The following is a 19,717-nucleotide window of genomic DNA, read 5'->3' as shown; positions in this document are numbered from 1 at the left end:
GAGTTAACAATTTCATATCTCTTACATACGATATTTCATTAGGGGTTAAATGTATATCAGACATGTCAGGTATTCTTGCCAGACATCCTTCATTTTTCACGCATAAGTATTAGCCCGGCAATCTTGCCGGGCTTAATATAACCAGACTTAATTTGAATTATTGATTTGCAAAATCTATTTTTATTACTACTTTTAAATCACCAGCCCAAAACATTCCTTATCTATATTATGCATAAAGTTCCACATAGTGACGTTGATTTGCTGAAACTGATCGCCCAGGGAGACCGGCATGCATACCAACTTATATTCGAAAAATACTGGACCTCTATCTATAATACCGCCCTCCTCCTTACCAAATCCCCCGCTTTTGCCGAAGACATCGCACAGGATGTATTCACCATGCTCTGGGAAAAACGCGCCACCCTTCCCGCTATCGAAAAGCCCGAAGGCTTCCTCTTCATCACCGCCCGTAATATCATCTATTCCCGTCTGCGCAAATTGGCCAGCGACAAGGCTTACAGACAATACATCCAACATTGCTTCCAGGAGCAGCAAGCCTCCACCGCACAGGAACAGGCGGAATACAAAGAACTGGAACAAACCATTCTCCGTACTATACACAACCTCTCCCCCCAACAACAAAAAGCTTTTACACTTAGCCGCTTCCAGGGCATGCAACACAAGGAAATCGCCCAAAACATGGGCTTATCCCCCGTTACTATCAAAAGCTACATCGTCCAGGCCATCGTCACCCTCCGCAGGGCACTGGCCAATCACCCCGCCCGCTCCCTCATCATCCTGTGGGCACTTTCCTTCCTCCCATAATTTATTTTCAAAACACCACCTCCCTCTGTCCAGGTTGTGCGTCTTTACCTTGTTATGGATCAGAATACCTTTTCAATCCTTTTAGAAAAATACCTCAGGGGCAGCATCTCCCAGGACGAAGTCACCAGCCTGCTGGACTCCCTGGAAGACGATGCCATGCGCCTACAATGGGAGCAGGCCATCGCCGGCATGCTAGCAGCGCAGGCGCAGAAGAACATGCTACCTGCGCAAACACAGGAGAAAAATATACTATCTGCCCAAACGCAGGAGGAAAACATACAACCAGCCCACACACAGGAGAAAATACCACATAAAATAATACTTTACGCCGTAGCAGCTACCCTATTAGCCCTACTGGCCACCAGCATTCTCTACCTTACCCACAATAACCAACAAGCACCCATTCAAATTGCCACCACGCAACCTCATACAATTGCACCCGGTGGTAACAAAGCCATTCTCACCCTCGCAGATGGCAGCCAGATCACCCTCGACAGCGCCAACAACGGCGCTATTGCCCACCAGGGCAACGTCCAGGTCATCAAACTCAACAATGGTCAACTCGCCTATAAAGCCGACGCAGCCGGCACAAACGAACTGCATTACAATCGTCTGGTCACACCCAGGGGAGGACAATTCATGATCATCCTGCCGGATGGCTCCAAAGTCTGGCTCAATGCCGCCACCTCTCTCAGGTACCCTACCGCTTTCAGTGGAAATAGCAGGGAAGTACAACTCTCCGGTGAAGCCTATTTTGAAATTGCCCCTAACGCCCACATGCCTTTCATCGTCAATGTAAACAACATGGAAGTCAAGGTCTTAGGCACCCAATTCAATATCATGGGCTACCCCGACGAAAACAGCACCCAGACCACCCTCCTGGAAGGTGCCGTTCGGGTACAACACAATACCGCCGGCGTGCGCCTCCAGCCAGGCCAACAAGCTTCCGTGCAAGGAGAAAACATGACTGTAAAAAAAGATATAGATGTAGATGAGGTAGTCGCATGGAAGAACGGCTATTTTCATTTCAACCATGAATCACTACCCGGTGTAATGCGCCAGATAAGCCGTTGGTACGACGTAGAAGTTATTTATGAAGGAAATATACCTGAAAGGGAATTCGGGGGGAAAATCGAACGCAATAGCAGCTTAAACGACGTTTTGAAAATACTTGAACTCAGCAATGTTCATTACAAGATTAAAGAAAGGAAAATTATAATCACCTCTTAATATCTGATTTACCTAAAAAAGGGGATACATTGTTCTATTCAGGAAGAAAATAATTATTACAACCTAATAATATCACCCGTTATGAAAAAATAGTACTTACTGCCCGACAAAAAAATAACCGGAGCTGATTGCAGTCTGCTCCGGCGAATGCAAGGGCAAACCTGATGAATTGCTTTCTCAAATTCCACAATCCTGGCCCAAAGCCAGGAGGGGACATTATTTACCCTAACAAATCAAATGTATGCATTTAAATTCTAAACGGCGACTGTACATCAAAACATTCCTTGTTATGAAGTTATCCGTAATTATTTTGTTGTCAGCCTGTATGCAGATCTATGCTAAAGGATATGCCCAGTTTGTATCGCTTTCTGAAAAGAACGCGCCACTGGAAAAGGTTTTCCACAATATCGAAAAACAAACAGGCTTTGTATTTTTCTATGATCACAAACTTATCGATCAGGCGCCAAAAGTTTCTATCGATCTCAGAAATGCGCCGCTGGAAAAAGCACTGGACCTTTGTCTGAAAGACCAGTTGTTATCATGGTCTATCGTAAATAAAAACATCGTTATCAAACCACGGCAAGCACCTGCACAACCGGTGAATCCAACGCCGCCACAAGATACCCTCCTGAATATAAAAGGAAAGGTGCTCACCGACAAAGGCCAACCCCTGCCCGGCGCCACTGTAATGGCCAAAGGCACCAACAATGGCGTGGTCACAGATGCAGAAGGTAACTTTAGGATTAAAGTCAAACGTAATACCACCATCGTCGTTTCCTTTATCGGTTACAAAAGCCAGGAAGCTGAGATCACTAACGACCAGCCACAAAACTTTAGCCTCGCCGAAGCCGCCACCCTCACGGATGAAATTGTGGTAGTCGGCTATGGCACTGTAAAGAAAAGCGATCTCACCGGCTCACTCAGCCAGGTCAAATCTAAAGACATTACCGCTTATCCCTCTACCAATGTCATGCAGGCGCTCAACGGCAGAGCTGCCGGTGTACGCGTCATGCAAAACAACGGTGCCCCAGGTGCCAGCGTAAGCCTGCGTATCAGGGGTACGAACTCCATTTTAGGTGGCAATGAACCCCTCTATGTGATAGATGGCTTTCCCTACAATGGCAATCCAACCTTTCTCCAGAACGCCGACATTGCCAGCATTGAAGTACTGAAAGACGCGTCCTCCACTGCTATCTACGGTTCCAGAGGCGCCAATGGCGTAGTGATGATCACCACCAAAAATGGTAAAAAAACCAATATCACATCTGTGGAAGTAGATGCTGGTTACACCATTCAACGTGTATCTAAAAAAATGAAGCTCATGAATGCACAGCAATACGCATTACTATACAATGAGCAGGCTGCAAACGACGGCTTATCCCCCTACTTCACGCAGGCAAAGATTGACAGCCTCGGACAAAATGCCGGCACTGACTGGCAGGACCTCGTACTTCGCAAAGCACCGCTGTATAATATTAGCGCGACGGTGAACGGTGGCACCAGCAACACCCGGTTTTCACTGTCCAGCTCTGCCTACTTACAGGATGGCATCATCAAAGGCAGCGACTACAAACGTTATAACGTGCGTGGTAATATTGAACATGATATCAGCAAGGTGGTCAGCGTCTCTTTAAACACCATCCTGACAAGACTCAATAGCTCACGCAAAAACTCTTCCCTTGGCAACAGAGGAAGCGATCTGATATCAGGTATGTTAATGGCGCCGCCCTCACTCACGCCCTATCTGGCGGATGGCTCGTATAGAAGATTGAATACCGCTTATTCCTTTATTTCTAATGTAATCGTCAATCCGTTAGTACATATTTACGAAGAGTCAGACATGATCAAAGGAGATCGTGTGTTATCAAATGCGGCATTAACGATCAAGCCAGTTAAAGGACTCACCATCAGGATCTCCGGTGGCATCGATAACCTGAATGACCGCGTTGACGCCTACAACAACATAGAACCTACCGTCAATTCTGTTGGCTATGCCAATATAGAAACCACCCAACAGACAGGCCTCCTGAATGAGAACGTGATCACCTACCAGCATGCGCTCAATAAACACTCCTTTAGCATCATGGGTGGCTTCACTTATCAGGATAATACCAATACTACGCTGAATGCTTCCGGCACCGGCTTTCTCAGTGACGTATCTGGTACCGGCGATATTGAAAGTGCTTCTACACCGGGTATTCCAAATAGTAGTTATGCTAAATGGGTATTGCTCTCTTACCTTGGCAGAGCGAATTACAGCTATAATGACAAGTACCTGTTCACTGCCAGCATTCGCCGTGATGGCTCTTCCCGCTATTCAAAGAATAACCAGTGGGCGAACTTCCCTTCTGCCGCCATTGCCTGGAAGGTGGCCAATGAAGAATTCCTGAAACAGTCTAAGGTGATCGCTGATCTAAAACTAAGAGCCAGCTATGGCCTCTCTGGCAATACATCTATTAATCCATATCAGACATTGAACCAACTTGGCGTAGGCAATACTATTTTTGGCGATGCCGCTTATGTAGCCTACGCACCCGGCACTACACTGCCCGGAGACCTGAAGTGGGAAATCACGCACCAGCTGGACGTCGGCGCAGATATCGGCTTCCTGCACAATGACCTCTTCATCACACTGGATTATTACAAAAAGAAAACAGTGAACCTCCTGAACACCGTGCAATTGCCGGCTTCCATGGGGTATACCACCACCCTACAAAATGTAGGTGAAATACAAAACAAAGGTGTTGAACTCGGTATTGACGCTGCCATCCTGAAAGGTACCCTGAGCTGGAATGTAAATGCCAATATCGCCGTGAACCGCAACAAAGTGCTGAAACTGTACAATGGTCAGGATATCTATGGTGATGCCATCTATACCGGCTCCTTAAACGACTATGTCAATATTCTCCGGGAAGGACAGCCACTAGGCATTTTCTACGGATACAAAGAAAATGGCTACACCGCCACCGGCAATATACAATATGTAGATATGAACAAAGACGGTGCGATCACTGCTGCTGACAAAACCTACATCGGCAATCCTAATCCTGACTTTACATACGGCCTGAACTCCGTACTAAACTGGAAAGGCTTTGAACTCACTATCTTCATACAAGGCTCTCAGGGTAACAAAATCCTCAACCTGAACAAAGCCGTTTCTCTTGACCTCGGTATGGGTCTCAACCTGCCGGCAGAAGTCTACGAAAGTCATTGGACTGCTGAAAATACTACGGCTAAATATCCAAAGATCAGCAGAACACTCTCTGCCAATATCTCTGACAGGTTTGTTGAAGACGGCTCCTACCTGCGCTTTAAAAATATCCAGGTCGCATACAACATACCGGCCAAACAACTCGGCTGGAACTGGTTGAAATCTGCACAGATATATGCCAGCGGCCAGAACCTGATCACTTTCACAAAATATTCATGGTATGATCCGGAAGTGAATGCCTACGGTGGTTCCAACTCCATTCGGCAAGGCATCGACTACTCTGTTTATCCGACATTCAAATCTGTAACGTTCGGTATCAGGTGTGGCTTCTAAAATCATTTAAAATATCAACCAATGAAACAGTCAATTCTCTATCTATTTATTATATTCCTGATCACTTCCTGCTCAAAAAAACTGGAAGAACATCCAAAGTCTATTGCGGCAGAAGTATTCTACAATACCCCCAGCGAAGTAGAAGCCGGGCTTGACGCGATCTATATTCCTATCAGGAGAGTCAGCACTATTGGTGCATTATATCTCTGCCAGCAGGAAATATATGCAGAATACCTCTATGGCCGTGGCAGTCACGCACCACTCAATGACTATAATGGTCTGGACAATACGAATATGACCCGTATCAATAGTATGTGGACCGATTTCTATGAGTCAATCCGTGATGCTAATATCGTGATAGAAAAAGCACCGCTGGGTAAATCACTGACAGAAGATGATCTGAAAAAATATGTAGGCGAAGCCCGCTTCCTCCGTGGTCTATGTTATTTCTACCTGGTGCGTAACTGGAATGGCGTACCATTGCGTACAGAAAATAATATGGACTCTATCAACCTCGCGAGGGCTACTGCAACAGATGTGTATAACTATCTCTTAGCAGACCTTGAATGGGCAGAACAAAACTTACCTGACAATCCACGTCTGGTGGGTGCACCTTCCAAATGGGCTGCTAAATCAGTACTGACCGATGTATACATGACCCTGCATCAGTACGACAAGGCGAGAGACAAAGCACTGGAAGTGATCAACTCCGGCAAATACTCCCTCGTAAAAGTAAATGTAGCAGCTGATTTCGATAAGTTATTTGGTCCTGACATCTCCAATTCCACAGAAGAGATCTTTTATCTTAAATATGCGCGTACCCCTTCAGGACAAGGTTTCCCCTATCCTATCTACGCGCATTATCCTAACTCCGGTTATTATCCGCCCGGCGGTTATTATACTTTCTACAGCGACTCCGAACAGAACAGCTTTGTAAAGAACTGGGACAAGAATGATCTTCGTTACGCTTATGACTGGTATGCACAAACCTTTGGACTGGGCGCTACGACTATCCTGTTGAAAAAGTTCAGTGATAAAAGCGCTGTCACCGCCGGCGGCAATGATTATCCCATGTATCGTTATGCAGATATCTTATTGTTCTATGCCGAAGCGGTCGCACAGGCAGAAAGTACTCCCTCCGCTGAGGCACTGGAAAAGCTCAACATGGTACACCGCAGGGCTTATGGCAAAGATCCACTCACTGCCGATGCATCTATTGATTTTCAGTTGACGGACCAACAATCATTCATTGACCGCGTCGTGCAGGAAAGAGGGTACGAGAATTGTGGAGAAGGGAAAAGGTGGTTGGATCTGAAACGCCTGGGTATCGCCCAACAGGTGATAGCCGCTGTAAAAGGCAAAACCGTTACAGAACGGCACCTGCTATGGCCTATTCCCACTGTGGAATACAACTACAATACTGCCATTAACCCAACTACTGATCAAAACCCTGGATACTGATGAGAAAAATAATAGTATTGCTTTGCCTGCTAATGACCGGAAAGCTCTTCGCACAAAACATACGGGAAGTAGACATTTGTATTTACGGCGGTACTTCCGCTGGCGTAATAGCTGGTTATACAGCTAAAAAAATGAATAAATCCGTACTCATCATCGAACCCGGCACAAGACTGGGTGGCCTCACATCCGGTGGCCTTGGTTATACAGATATTGGTAACAAATACGCCATTACCGGCATTTCCCGGGACTTCTACAGGCGTATCGGAAAGCACTATGGCCGGTTTGAACAATGGATATTTGAACCCGGTGTTGCAGAACGCACCTTCCAGCAATATATCAAAGAAGGTGGTGTAGAAGTCCTGTACCAACAACACATCACAGGTGCTAAAAAAACAGGTAACCGTGTCACGGAAATACAAACGGGATCAACCATCATTCGTGCAAAGATGTTCATTGACTGCTCTTACGAAGGAGACCTGATGGCAAAAGCCGGTATCTCTTACACCGTAGGCCGTGAAGACAATGCGCAATATGGCGAGACCTATAATGGTGTACAGCTCCGCGAAAAACACCAGTTCCCCGATGGTATAGATCCTTATAAAGAACCCGGCCAGCCAGCCAGTGGCCTGCTCTGGGGTATCAGTCCGGAACAGGTGGAAAAACAAGGTGCCGGTAATAAAAAGATACAGGCGTATAATTTCAGGATCTGCCTGACCAATCAGCCTGACAACCTGATACCCATTACACAACCGGCAGACTACAATCCTGCGCGGTATGAACTCCTCCTTCGCGTAGTACAGAAATTACAACCTAAGAATCTAAGCGGCATGTTGAAAATAGACCTCATGCCCAATCACAAAACAGATATCAACAATAATGGTCCTTTCTCCACAGATATGATCGGTATGAACTATAACTACCCTGAAGCAGACTACGCTACAAGGGAAAAGATCACAAAGGATCATGAATTGTACAACAAAGGACTCCTTTACTTCATCGGTCATGATCCCCGCATGCCGGAACATCTGCGTAAAGAGATGTTGCAATGGGGGTATCCGAAAGACGAATATCCAGCGTCCGGCAACTGGTCGCCACAAATGTATGTACGCGAAGCCAGAAGAATGGTTGGCGCCTACGTAATGACACAGGCCAATTGCGAAAGCAGGGAAGTCGTGAAGGATGGTATCGGTATGGCGGCATATACCATGGACTCTCACAACTGCCAGCGTATTGTAGAAAATGGCATGGTCAAAAATGAAGGCGATGTGCAGATTGGCGGTTTCGGCCCCTACCCGATTGCGTATCGTTCTATCATTCCAAAACCGGAAGATTGCAGCAATGTATTCGTACCTGTTTGCATGTCTGCTTCGCACATTGCCTATGGCTCTATCAGAATGGAACCAGTGTTCATGGTACTGGCCCAGTCAGCTGCCGTAGCCGCATCTATAGCGATAGACAGTCATCAGTCTGTACAGGATGTCGATGTTTCAAAGCTACAAGCCCTCCTGCGCCAAAAGCCGTTGGCGACAGACGCCACTCCTGAGATCCTGGTAGACAATGATGATGCTACCCATGTGATCATGAAAGGCGACTGGCAAAAGGAAACCAAAGGTGCGTATGGGCCCACTATGTTTATTTCAAACAGTGCCGGCAGCATTCGCTATACACCCGAAGTAACCCGCACCGGTACTTACAAAGTGTATACCTATGTACCTAAGCGCAGTGATCTGCCATCCAGCACGCATATCCGCCTGTCTGCCGATGGCAAAACTACCCAACAAGTCTCTTACACGCCTGCCTCCATTAAAGTGGAAGGGCAGACCTCCGGTGAATGGGTGGACCTCGGCACTATCAAACTGACCAAAGGCGGTAAGGCATTTGTAGAAATCACCAACGAAGGCAAGGATGGTGAAGTGGTAGCAGATGCTGTACTATTCTACCCTCAGTAAATTAAAGTCCGGTAAGAATACCAGACCTTGTTCCCTATCAATCTTAGATTTGTTTGGATAATGAAATATCTTAGTAGTAAGTCCGGTAAGATTACCGGACTGTCTGTTAGCTGCGAAATCTAAAATTATGTCTGATAGGACTACCAAACATGGGATTTGTTATCACATAAACCCTCATTGAGAATTCACTAGAATCGATGCCTTTAGGAGCAAATAGCAACAATTAATCACATCAGAATAGTTGCAACAGGTGACACAACCCTTCGTAACTAATTCATTATAAAATAATTAAGGCTGGCAATATTGCCAGCCTTAATTATTTTCCTATCTTAACGCATGCTTTTTCATTTCCGCCATCAATTTCCTCAGCTAAATGCCTATTGGGACAAATACCTTCCCTATCAGCAACGTCTTGAAGTACCTGCTAAAACCGTCCTTCTTGATGAAGGTAAAAAGTCGCAGCACTACATCTACATCGAAAAGGGCCTTATCCGCACCTACTTCAATAAAAACGGGGAAGAAATCACCGTTCAGTTCTTTTTTGAAAATGAAGGACTTTCCTCGTTCGACAGCTTTATCAACAATACCCCCAGTCCCATTACCATCGAAACCATAGAACCTTCTGTCGTTTACCTGCTTGCGAAGGAACATGTGAACCAGCTCCTTGATGATCTCAGCCACGAAAAGGGGTTTGTAAACATGATCCTTCAGATGACCGTGCAGCGCCAGACGCACTATATCAATGAATTTGTCTCCCTCATCAGGGATACGCCTGAACAGCGCTACCAAAACCTGATCAATGACCGCCCACACATCATCCAAAGGGTACCGCAGCACTACATCGCCTCTTACCTGGGTGTGAGCAAAGTGCACCTCAGCCGTATCAAAGCCAAACTGGCCAAAGGGAAATCTCACTTCTGACAGTTGATAACATATGTTATCGTGCAGGCACTTCCCCTATCCTAATTTTGTGTTATCAAAAACGAGATAACATGAAAGCAGCAGTATTATATCAACCAGGAGAATTGCCTCAATACACAGATTTTCCTGCACCAGCACCTCAGAACGAAAATGAAATAGCTGTTGATGTCAAAGCAGTGGCCATAAAACACATCGATAAATCAGTCGCCTCCGGCAAGCACTATTCCAGTGATGCACCTAAAGAAAACGGCCGTGTAATAGGTGGAGATGGCATCTGCCTGCTACCCGATGGCACAAGGGTATATGCAGTAGGCACCAGTGGTATGCTGGCTGAAAAGGCCACTATTGAGAAAAACATGATAGTGCCCGTTCCGGATTCACTCGACGACGCCACCGCAGCGGCACTGCCCAACGCAGTCATTGGCGCAGCCATGGCACTTCGTTTCAAAGCTAATATTCAACAGGGAGATATCGTCCTGATCAACGGCGCCACCGGTTTTACTGGCCGCATAGCCGTACAGATCGCTAAGCATTATGGTGCCAAAAAAGTGGTGGCGACAGGTAGGAATCTGGCTTCTCTAAATGAATTATTAACACTTGGTGCAGATGAGATCATCCCACTCTCTGATGATTTTCACACCCAATTAAACGGTCCTTTCGATATTGTTATCGACTACCTCTGGGGGCATACTGCTGAGAAGATCCTCTCCACCCTAAAAGGTAAAGGCAAATTTACACACAGCACCCGCTACGTATCTGTTGGCAGCATGGCAGGAGATACCATTACATTATCTTCTGCTATCCTTCGCAGCGTAGACCTTCAGCTCTCCGGCTCTGGTCTGGGCGCATGGCCTAAACACCAGGTTGGATTACTCTTCTCAGAGATCCTTCCTGAAATGTTTGAACTCGCTGCAAATGGCAAACTGGTTGTTTCCACCACCACCGTAAAATTAAAAGACATCTCTACCCTTTGGGATAAAAATGTCTCCAATGGCGAACGCCTGGTTGTAACAATATAATCATCAGCCATCAAATGACTGGTTACCTAACATTCGGAGGGGCCTGAAATCACTCCATCTTCAGGCTCCTCACCGGATTCATCATGGCCGCCTTTACACTCTGGAAACTCACCGTTAGTCCAGCCACTATCATTGTCAATCCGACAGCGCTTACAAACATCCCCGGGCCTAAAGCGACATGGTATTTGAAGTCTTCCAGCCACGTACTCATCATCCACCATGCTACCGGTGCCGCCAGACAAAATGCGACCAGGATCAGTACGGCAAACTCTTTCCCAAAGATCCAAAGGATTTCCCCGATGCTACTACCCAATACCTTCCTGATACCGATTTCCTTTGTTTTCTGCATCACCATAAATGACACCAACCCATACAGTCCCAAACAACCTATAAAGATGGCGATCACAGAGAAGATACTTACTAACTGCAACATCGTTTCTTCCGTTTCATAGAATTCTGCGATCTGTTTATCAAAGAATTTATAAGTAAATAATTTATCTGGAAACCTTGCTGACCACAGCTTTTCAATGGCCGGAATAGTCGTGGCCAATTGTCCCATATTTAATTTCACAGCGAAATTCTGGTAGAATTTACTGAATGGTGTAATCATTACTGCGCCAATATCAGCATGCAAAGAGCGTATATGAAAATTCTTCACCACACCTGCAATGGTGGCCTGATTGTCACCATTAAAGTTTATCTGCCGTCCTATCAGTTCCTGCGGGGATTTCAGGTTTAGCTTATGGATAAACATCTCATTCACGATACATTCTCTTGCTGCAGAATCAGGAAATAAATCACGGCCTGCGATCAGCTGCAATCCAAAGGTCGATACATACTGCTCATCTGCAGCGCGCACATCCACGGTAAATGGTTCATCTTCTGCATCGCCAACCATACGAATATTTGTGTTCCAGTTACTCAAGGAAGAAGGCGCTTCAAAACAAACAGATACGTTCTTTACACCTGTCTGCCGCATCAACTCATTTTTCAGACTTGTCACATTCGCATCTAAAGAATCAGCGCCCATAGGCACCATGAGGATCGCATCTTTATTGAACCCAAGATCCGTCTGCCTGGTATATTGCATTTGTCTGGTGATGACCAGCATGCCAATGATCAATATTAAAGTAATGGCAAACTGGGTCACGATCAGTGTGCGTCTTATATTGAAACTCCCTACCTGCTGCATAGATACCTTTCCTTTCAATGCCAGTACCGGCCGGAATCCTGACAGGATCAAACCGGGGTAACTGCCTGCAAAAAAGGTGACTATCAGAATCATACCTACAATAAAAGCGAGCAGCTTTATATCAATCACACTTGCTAAACTCATCTTCGCATTAAACAATGAATTCACATTTGGTAACAACAATGCACCGAGTACAATAGCTACCAGTGTGGCCACTATTACAATGAGACCGGTCTCCATCAGGAACTGCCAGAATAGTTGTAGTCTGAAACTACCCAATGCTTTTCTGATACCTACTTCTTTGGATCTTCTCAGTGCCTGTGCGGTTGAGAGATTGATAAAGTTCAGACAGGCGGTAACAATCAGGAACAGACCTGCAAATACCAGGATCCAGAGGCTACGTTTTTCCATGGTACCACCATAGCGTGCATCAAAGTGCCGGTCTTGTAAAGGGAGCATGTGGTATACATGTTTATTCTTACTTCCTTTTCTGTTCTCACCATATTCCGGAAATTGTTTTTCCAGGTTGGCTGTTGACACACCGGGCAGGAGGCGTACATATGTTTTTAATACACTTGTAATACCATTCCAGTTATTTTCTTTACCTACGAATTCATCAAAGTCTTTTACACTTTTGAAGGAGATGAAAATACCTGCACGCTGGTCGGTGTTACCTGGCAGGTTTTTCAATACACCGGTTACCCTGGCATTCAGTCTGTTTTCAATTTTGATTACTTTATTAATGGGATCTTCATTGCCAAAGTATTTCTTTGCCAGTGAAGTAGTAATCAATACCGTATTAGGTTCTGCCAGTATGTTCTTACCAGCCAGCAAAGGGAAATTGAAAATATCGAAGTAAGTAGGATCTACAAATGAGACACCTTCATCCTCGATGAATTTATTTAAGTCATAGGTAACGAGGGTTTCGCTGTATGTGGCGGCACGGGCTACTACACCGGTTTCTCCGAAATCCTGTCTGTATGCTTGTGCGAATGCGGGAGGTACGCTGCCTGTGTAAGAAACAGTTTCTCTGTGTTGTTCGGTAACGAACTGGTAGATGCGGCTGGCGTTTTTGTGGAAGTTGTCGAAGCTGAGATGATATTTTACCAATACAAAGATCAATAGACCACAGGTCATGCTGAGGGCAAGGCCAAGGATATTGAGGAGACCGTATACTTTGTTCGAGAAGAGGTTTCTGAAAGCGATACGGAGGTAATTTTTAAACATCGGCTGGGTTTTGCAGGCAGATACTCAATAAAAATGCCTTTTGTGAATGGATTGAGAATCAATAACCAATTATTCTAACAATGTTCGGTTTCAAACAAATATTGTTCACAATCGGACACAAATAAATTAAAATCCATATATTACTATTCATTGAATAACCCGAAACTCAAAATAACCTATATCTCCTGTATGCTCTTAAGATTTGTTATATCCAACTTCCTGTCCTTTGATGCAATCACCGAGTTTAATACCTTTCCCGGGCCATGCACCAGTCATCCACATCACATTTATGAAGGGGGCAAAGTAAAGGCGCTTAAATCAACGGCTATTTATGGCGCTAATGGTGCAGGAAAATCCAATCTCATTGATGTGCTTGAGAATCTCCAATGTTGGGTTAAAGCTGGCTATATCAGTACGAGTAATAGCCGTCAAAAATTCAGGTTAAAAATAGAAAATCAGGACAAACCATCCTCATTTTTAATTGAATTCTTTACCGCTGAAAAAATTTTCTTATATGGCCTTACTATTGATGATAACAACGTTCTTGAAGAATACCTGTATGAATCGGGTATTGATAAAGAACCATCTCTCTTATTCAAACACCATGAAAATAAACTCCGTCTATATACTCATAAAGAAGCATACACCTGGATCACCACTCAATTAATTATTATCCGTCATAATACCGGCCTCATTGAGTGCCTGCATGAACTTTGCATCAATCCGGCTTTCTTTTCATTTAGCAATGAATTACTCAGAACATTAGATACCGGTATTGATTTTCTCACACTTAAAAAAACAACACGCACTGAGTTTATGGCTGAATATGATCCGAAAGATGAGCATCCGGAACTTTTACTTGAACCCCGTAAGATTTTCACCGTTAATAACCGCAGAATATTTACTACCAAAGAGAATGACCAGATAATTATTAATTTAATAACCGCCTTCCATCACAACTTCCCATTCGATCTCATGGAAGAATCCACAGGTTCAAAAAGACTGTTGGAATTGATGCCGGTATGCTGGTCAATGATACACAGCCCTGCCACTATTATAATAGATGAAGTCGAACAAAGTATTCACCCTGTTCTGATTATTGCATTGATAAAGAAAATCATGCACTACACTAAATCAAAGGGCCAACTCATCTTTACTACTCATGAATCAAATTTACTCGACCCCGATATATTCCGTAACGATGAAATATGGTTTGCTGTAAAAAATCAGGAAACCGGTGCTACCGGACTTTATAGCTTGAATGATTTCATTATTAACAACAAATTGGATATCCGCAAAGGCTATCTGATCAATCGCTTTGGCGCCATTCCTTTCACTGCTCCTCTTGAATTATTAAAATGGTAACCCGATGAATATTGAAAACCTCTCGTATGTAAAACATCCACCCTACCGGGATGCATCCCGAATTGTAATAGCCTGCGAAGGCGCACTGACAGAGCCTAATTACTTCAAACATTTCGAAGCAGCTTCGCCCAAACTGACAGTGACTATCGCAGGAAAGGATACTGATAATCCAACCCTGTCAGCACCGAAATGGGTACTTGCCCGGGCAGAAGCACATGCTGAAAAAGTAGGGCTTGCAGAAATTGATGAAGTATACCTGGTAATGGATGTAGATCATCATAAAGAAAATGTATTCAGAGAATTATACGAAATCTGTAAAGCAAAGAACTGGCAGCTGGTATTAAGTAATCCCTGCTTTGAAGTATGGCTTTATATACATTTCAAAAAAAAACTTCCAAACATTCGTATGAAGCCACAGGAATTGAAGCATATTCTTCCAACCATAATCGAAGGCGGCTATCAGCCGGAAAAAATCTTACCTTATACAAAGAAAGCTTTAAAAAATGCGGCTTCACTGGAAAAAAACGCAAACTATTTTTTCCCTGCTGACAATACGACCAAAGTATATATGCTGGTTAATAGACTTATCAAAATAATGGGAGAAAATTATTTCCAGAAATTGATCTCAAATAAAAAAGGATAAGCCACTTAGGCTTATCCTTAATTTTGCCATAACAGGTAAAAAATACTTTTACCAGCCGGCTACGAATGGAAACATTACCATGCCATTCGCCATTAAGACCAGCTGGTCTTAACGATTGACGACTTTGCTGTTCACCGCAGTGAACAGCTCACATTTTTTTCCCATGTGAGTTTAGTTTTTTAATACCCAGTGAGCGCAATGAAATCAGGAATTAATATGTCAATATCAAATCCATGGTAGGTACAGAATTCGCATAGGTTAACTTGTTCTCCTCTTTCTTTTCCGAGAATAACATGTAAGGAATCTATCCATTCTTTTGCTTCACGAAGGGTTAGGTTAAACAATTGGGAGATGATGTGCACCTCCACTGATTCTATTGCCCAATCCGGGCCAATAGCCAGCATTGAATAAGGTTTTTAAATTAAAAACAATTGTTATGCTATGGCTATAATAAATATAATACTTTCTCATCAATTAACAAAACAAATTAATACCAAAAATCCCTTTATATTCTATTCAATAACCACTCTCCCTCTTATCAATTCCCTCATAAGGTAACTTTCAATACTTCAATAGTTTCTTTTGTAAAACAAAAGCGGGCAGGAAAAACTCCCTGCCCGCTAATATTAAAATCAAAAAATTGCCAATTTAAATAACTAAATCGCTCATAAAAATCTAACCCCTCACTAATTCCCCCAGTTCACCTTTATATCATGCGCCGCCGCATACTTCTTCCCCTCCGCCGTCAACACATCAAACAAAGAATCAAACCGCTCCCCATACTTCTCATTTATCTCCTTCCCCAACGATAACACGTCTTCCTGCGTACCACCATCATCACTCATCTTCGCCAGCGCCTTGTACTCATTCTTATATACCGGCAGCACATACTCAAACAAAGCCTCAGACGTTTTCAGCATCGTCTTCGTTTCCTCCGTCTCCTTCAGATCCTTTACTTTCACCAGCGTCTTCTCTATATACTGTACCTTCCCATCTATCATCTTCGCCGCCGCATTCGGACCATTTGGCAAAGTACCATTGTATTTCACATTCTGGGCAATCAGCATTTTCGTCAATGCATCGCTCCCAAAATCATTAATAATGTTAGTATTCAGTACAGCTGTATCAAAATAATTCTCCGGGGTTGGGTTTGAACAGGCTGACAGGCCCACCATGGCCGCCAGTATTAATAATTTTTTCATATTGATGATCACTTTATAACCTGAACGCCGTTTACATCAATTTTCATTCCATTTATCCATAAAACCATCTCTTTTAGTACTTCCGGGGCAAAATCTTCCTTCAATGACACTGGTTCCTGCATGGTACAGGTTACACAATGCTGGAACAAATGGTTCAATCCCGGCTCCTTAATCACCTTTGCCCGGTGAACATATTTTTTATAATTTCCTAAATTCTCATCTGCGTCCACCATGATATCTTTATCCCCATTAAAAGCCAATACAGGCACTTTTACCTGTTTCAACCAGGGAACCGGGTCAAAACGGATATGATACCTGTACCACGGCCCTGTCGCCTGCCTGATATAAGACTCCAAAGGGAAAAAGAAGTGATCCCGGCTCCTGGCATATACCGAATCCTGCGCTCCCTTTGCCAGATCAGCCGAATTCCATGCTGCAAAAGCACCCCTCAAATGATGCTCCATGTCCGGCGATGCAGCATACGCATACGCCGTATCAAACATAATATCATTAATGGCATTGAACCGCTGCTGCATCAATACAGGAATCCCAGCACTTGCCACGATCGCCCTGTTCTGTGCCTGCAATGCCTTTAACCCGGTCGTAGCCAAACCTGCCAGACTAATTACAAACCTTACGTCTTTGCTATTTACAGCCGCCATATAAGCCGCTGCTCCCCCTTCACTATGTCCAATCAGACCAACGCCATTCACGCCCGTAATCGCCTTTAAAAATGCGGCTGCCGTCACTGCATCTGCCGCAAAATCTGCCGTTGTCGCTTTTTCATAGTCGCCTGTAGTAGTACCAGTCCCCCTGTCATCTACCCTTAATACCGCTATTCCATTGGTACTCAGGTATTCAGCGATCACTTTGAACATTTTGTGCCCCGCCATGGTACCGTCGCGATCCTGCCTGCCCGTGCCTGATACAATGACCACCGCCGGAAATGATTCCATCCCCGATGGTATTGTTAACGTACCCCCAAAATGTATACTGCTATCTGCATTGTAATAATCTACGGCTTTGGAAATGTATTGCCCCATTCCCTGTATACTGATCAAAAGTAATATCAATAATAATCTCATGTCATTTATCTTTAAACAGAAGCAGCGCTCCCCCGGTTAAGAAGAAGCGCCTGCAACCGGGGTTCATCACTCTTTGTTATCAATTATCAATTATCATTTTGCCAGAGAAACCATGGTTTCAATTTCATCTGCCAGACCACTTGGACTACCCATATACCCAGTCTGAGCAAATCGTACCTGTCCTTTTCCATCTATCACCACCTTAAAAGGAATACCGGATGTCTGGATCAGTTTTGCATACTTGCTGTAAAATTCATCTCCATTATCAAACAACACTTTAAATGGATATTTCTTCTCTTTTATAAATTGCGCTACCTTCTTTTTATACTCCGGATCGCGCTCCTGCGTATCAATATAAAAGAAAACCACATTACTGTCATTCTTAAAATGCTCCTGTGCCAGCTGCATACCAGGCATTGCCGCCTTGCAGGGTGCACACCAGGTAGCCCAGAAATCCATCACTACTATCTTGCCTTTCTGAGCCTCTAATGAAACCGTTTTCCCTTCCAGGTCTTTCATCTCAAATGGTACTGCTGCTCTATCCATTTTACCTTCCAGTACATGCGCACGCAGTAACTCCATTGTATGTGCGTCTTTCATGGAATTCAGGTAATCATCAAATCCTTCTGTATCCTTATGCGTTTGCAGGTATTCCTTTTTCATCATGTCCAGCATCTGTGCAGAAGCCTGGTTCATGCGCAAGCTGTTGTGCAGTACTTTCGTCAGTTCTTTTTTTCTGCCGGCTTTTTCCAGCAAAGCTGCTTCCAGCTGATTCAGGGTAGCATTGCTATATTGCAGATCTTCCTGAAGTTTTAATGCCAGTGGCAAAGCTTCCTTTTCTCTGCCCGTCTCTTTCAGGATGGCTGTATGGGTGATATAGTCATGCTTGAAAAGACCGTCTATATAAGCTTCAAATTCTAATGGCGTATAGTAATAATATTCGGCTGGTTTATGTGCTTTCAGGTAAGCCAGTTTATTCATAATGCGCTGTGAAAATGGATACGCCTGTTTTGCCGGCATGGTCTTCCAATCAGCATAAGGGATTTCTACCATCTTGTAATAGGCAAATGCCAGTTGATTCAGGTTAGTGGCATCAATATATTTTGCCAGTACAGCCGTATCACCTTTTGCAATTGAAATAGCAAAGATGTTTCTCCACACGCCCCTGTCATAATCGATCCCTGCCAGGTCATCCAGTTCTTTATCAGGTGTATAATTTTTCAGGAACTGCTCAGACAGTGCCAGTTTTTTATCTGCATCCCGCTCATTCACCATGGCTTTGTAATCACTCAGTTTCTTTATTATCCCATTTGGATATTGTACACTGATAGCCGCACGGATAGAATCGCTTCTTTCTTTCCTGAGAAGATAGCGCTCGTTAATCAGGGCCAGTGTAAATAAATCCTTCTGAGAAAGATTGGGGGCATGCAGCATATAAGCCGCTGCATTATTGATGGAAGAAGAAGTTTCCGGGTTCATACCGGCCTGCCGCTCCATAGCTGCCCTTGCTTTTGCATAAGGCCAGATCAATGTTCTGCCCGCTCTCCAGTAACCGATCTCCTGCCCCATCCAAAAGAACATGGCAGAATCGCCGATACTAAAATCTTTGTAATAACCTGGTATTCCCATCTGGTAATCACGTGCACGAAGTGAACCATAACCGGCATACGCACCTTTCGCCTGCCTGCCCGGCTCTGACCCCATTATGATGTAACCGGTGTCATTATTATTATCAGTTGCATCACCCGCTCTGAACTTAAATGCCCACAGCCCTTTATCGAGGGTCAGGGGTACTGTAGCTGTATATCCGCTGTCTGTTTTTGTCAATGGTAAGTCCAGTGCTGTCCAGTGATAGGTAGTATCATAAATATATACAGCACCGAGTACAGACTTGCCTGTTTTCAACATGTCAGCATCAGGATGATACAACAGGTGAACGGTATCTCCAATGTAAGGTCGTTCTGGTGTCATCTTCAACCTCTTCTGCGCCTGTGTGCTGGTAATAGCACACAGGGCAAGCAGAACAAGGCCACTAAATTTCATTCCTTTCATTA

14 protein-coding genes are annotated in these 19,717 nt (G+C 44.3%); 9 read left to right on the top strand and 5 right to left on the bottom strand.

The annotated features are described in order from the left end of the window. Positions 1–228: 228 nt before the first annotated feature. From QQL36_RS16920 to QQL36_RS16890, 7 genes are all read left to right on the top strand, one after another. The gene (locus QQL36_RS16920) at positions 229–825 is read left to right on the top strand and encodes an RNA polymerase sigma-70 factor (protein WP_321570381.1); all 597 of its coding nucleotides are present in this window, start codon (positions 229–231) and stop codon (positions 823–825) included. Positions 826–879: 54 nt separating this feature from the next. Beyond that, the gene (locus QQL36_RS16915) at positions 880–2,055 is read left to right on the top strand and encodes a FecR family protein (protein WP_321570380.1); all 1,176 of its coding nucleotides are present in this window, start codon (positions 880–882) and stop codon (positions 2,053–2,055) included. A 289-nt stretch (positions 2,056–2,344) separates the two neighbouring features. Further along, entirely contained in the window at positions 2,345–5,599 is a 3,255-nt protein-coding gene (locus QQL36_RS16910; RefSeq protein ID WP_321570379.1) for a TonB-dependent receptor, read from the top strand. A gap of 21 nt (positions 5,600–5,620) precedes the next feature. Beyond that, positions 5,621–7,060 carry a RagB/SusD family nutrient uptake outer membrane protein gene (locus QQL36_RS16905; RefSeq protein WP_321570378.1) on the top strand — a complete coding sequence of 480 codons (1,440 nt, stop codon included), beginning with the start codon at positions 5,621–5,623 and terminating at the stop codon, positions 7,058–7,060. Continuing rightward, positions 7,060–9,009: an FAD-dependent oxidoreductase gene (locus QQL36_RS16900; RefSeq protein WP_321570377.1), complete on the top strand. Its 1,950-nt coding sequence runs from the start codon at positions 7,060–7,062 to the stop codon at positions 9,007–9,009. Before QQL36_RS16905 ends, QQL36_RS16900 begins: the two co-directional genes overlap by 1 nt. A 336-nt stretch (positions 9,010–9,345) precedes the next feature. After that, positions 9,346–9,930 carry a Crp/Fnr family transcriptional regulator gene (locus QQL36_RS16895; protein WP_083727188.1) on the top strand — a complete coding sequence of 195 codons (585 nt, stop codon included), beginning with the start codon at positions 9,346–9,348 and terminating at the stop codon, positions 9,928–9,930. Positions 9,931–10,001: 71 nt separating this feature from the next. Next, complete coding sequence (locus QQL36_RS16890) at positions 10,002–10,949, top strand: zinc-binding alcohol dehydrogenase family protein (RefSeq protein ID WP_321570376.1); 948 nt, start codon at positions 10,002–10,004, stop codon at positions 10,947–10,949. 49 nt (positions 10,950–10,998) lie between these two features. Here the strand turns inward: QQL36_RS16890 and QQL36_RS16885 are convergent, their stop codons facing one another. After that, complete coding sequence (locus QQL36_RS16885; protein ID WP_321570375.1) at positions 10,999–13,368, bottom strand: ABC transporter permease; 2,370 nt, start codon at positions 13,366–13,368, stop codon at positions 10,999–11,001. 189 nt (positions 13,369–13,557) lie between these two features. Here QQL36_RS16885 and QQL36_RS16880 point away from each other — a divergent pair, with 189 nt between their 5' ends. Together QQL36_RS16880 and QQL36_RS16875 are read left to right on the top strand one after the other, a co-directional pair. Next, a complete protein-coding gene (locus QQL36_RS16880) occupies positions 13,558–14,733 on the top strand; it encodes an AAA family ATPase (RefSeq protein WP_321570374.1) in 1,176 nt (391 codons plus the stop codon). Positions 14,734–14,737: 4 nt separating this feature from the next. After that, positions 14,738–15,376 (top strand): RloB family protein, encoded by a 639-nt coding sequence (locus QQL36_RS16875; protein WP_083727196.1) that lies wholly within the window; start codon positions 14,738–14,740, stop codon positions 15,374–15,376. Positions 15,377–15,555: 179 nt separating this feature from the next. Here the strand turns inward: QQL36_RS16875 and QQL36_RS16870 are convergent, their stop codons facing one another. From QQL36_RS16870 to QQL36_RS16855, 4 genes are all read right to left on the bottom strand, one after another. After that, positions 15,556–15,780 (bottom strand): hypothetical protein, encoded by a 225-nt coding sequence (locus QQL36_RS16870; RefSeq protein ID WP_083727198.1) that lies wholly within the window; start codon positions 15,778–15,780, stop codon positions 15,556–15,558. A gap of 282 nt (positions 15,781–16,062) precedes the next feature. Then, on the bottom strand, positions 16,063–16,578 hold the full coding sequence (locus tag QQL36_RS16865) for a hypothetical protein (protein WP_321570373.1): 516 nt from the start codon (positions 16,576–16,578) through the stop codon (positions 16,063–16,065). Positions 16,579–16,586: 8 nt separating this feature from the next. After that, a complete protein-coding gene (locus QQL36_RS16860; RefSeq protein WP_321570372.1) occupies positions 16,587–17,663 on the bottom strand; it encodes an alpha/beta hydrolase in 1,077 nt (358 codons plus the stop codon). 93 nt (positions 17,664–17,756) lie between these two features. Continuing rightward, entirely contained in the window at positions 17,757–19,715 is a 1,959-nt protein-coding gene (locus QQL36_RS16855; protein ID WP_321570371.1) for a TlpA disulfide reductase family protein, read from the bottom strand. Positions 19,716–19,717: the final 2 nt, after the last annotated feature.

Source organism: Chitinophaga sp. LS1, assembly GCF_034274695.1.
GTDB lineage: Bacteria > Bacteroidota > Bacteroidia > Chitinophagales > Chitinophagaceae > Chitinophaga.
This window is presented reverse-complemented; position numbering and strand designations above follow the sequence as displayed.

Bases quoted from the DNA above. Each gene is read 5' to 3' on its own strand.
- QQL36_RS16920 (WP_321570381.1), top strand. From the start codon at position 229: ATGCATAAAGTTCCACATAGTGACGTTGATTTGCTGAAACTGATCGCC.
- QQL36_RS16915 (WP_321570380.1), top strand. From the start codon at position 880: ATGGATCAGAATACCTTTTCAATCCTTTTAGAAAAATACCTCAGGGGC.
- QQL36_RS16910 (WP_321570379.1), top strand. From the start codon at position 2,345: ATGAAGTTATCCGTAATTATTTTGTTGTCAGCCTGTATGCAGATCTAT.
- QQL36_RS16905 (WP_321570378.1), top strand. From the start codon at position 5,621: ATGAAACAGTCAATTCTCTATCTATTTATTATATTCCTGATCACTTCC.
- QQL36_RS16900 (WP_321570377.1), top strand. From the start codon at position 7,060: ATGAGAAAAATAATAGTATTGCTTTGCCTGCTAATGACCGGAAAGCTC.
- QQL36_RS16895 (WP_083727188.1), top strand. From the start codon at position 9,346: ATGCTTTTTCATTTCCGCCATCAATTTCCTCAGCTAAATGCCTATTGG.
- QQL36_RS16890 (WP_321570376.1), top strand. From the start codon at position 10,002: ATGAAAGCAGCAGTATTATATCAACCAGGAGAATTGCCTCAATACACA.
- QQL36_RS16885 (WP_321570375.1), bottom strand. From the start codon at position 13,368: ATGTTTAAAAATTACCTCCGTATCGCTTTCAGAAACCTCTTCTCGAAC.
- QQL36_RS16880 (WP_321570374.1), top strand. From the start codon at position 13,558: ATGCTCTTAAGATTTGTTATATCCAACTTCCTGTCCTTTGATGCAATC.
- QQL36_RS16875 (WP_083727196.1), top strand. From the start codon at position 14,738: ATGAATATTGAAAACCTCTCGTATGTAAAACATCCACCCTACCGGGAT.
- QQL36_RS16870 (WP_083727198.1), bottom strand. From the start codon at position 15,780: ATGCTGGCTATTGGCCCGGATTGGGCAATAGAATCAGTGGAGGTGCAC.
- QQL36_RS16865 (WP_321570373.1), bottom strand. From the start codon at position 16,578: ATGAAAAAATTATTAATACTGGCGGCCATGGTGGGCCTGTCAGCCTGT.
- QQL36_RS16860 (WP_321570372.1), bottom strand. From the start codon at position 17,663: ATGAGATTATTATTGATATTACTTTTGATCAGTATACAGGGAATGGGG.
- QQL36_RS16855 (WP_321570371.1), bottom strand. From the start codon at position 19,715: ATGAAAGGAATGAAATTTAGTGGCCTTGTTCTGCTTGCCCTGTGTGCT.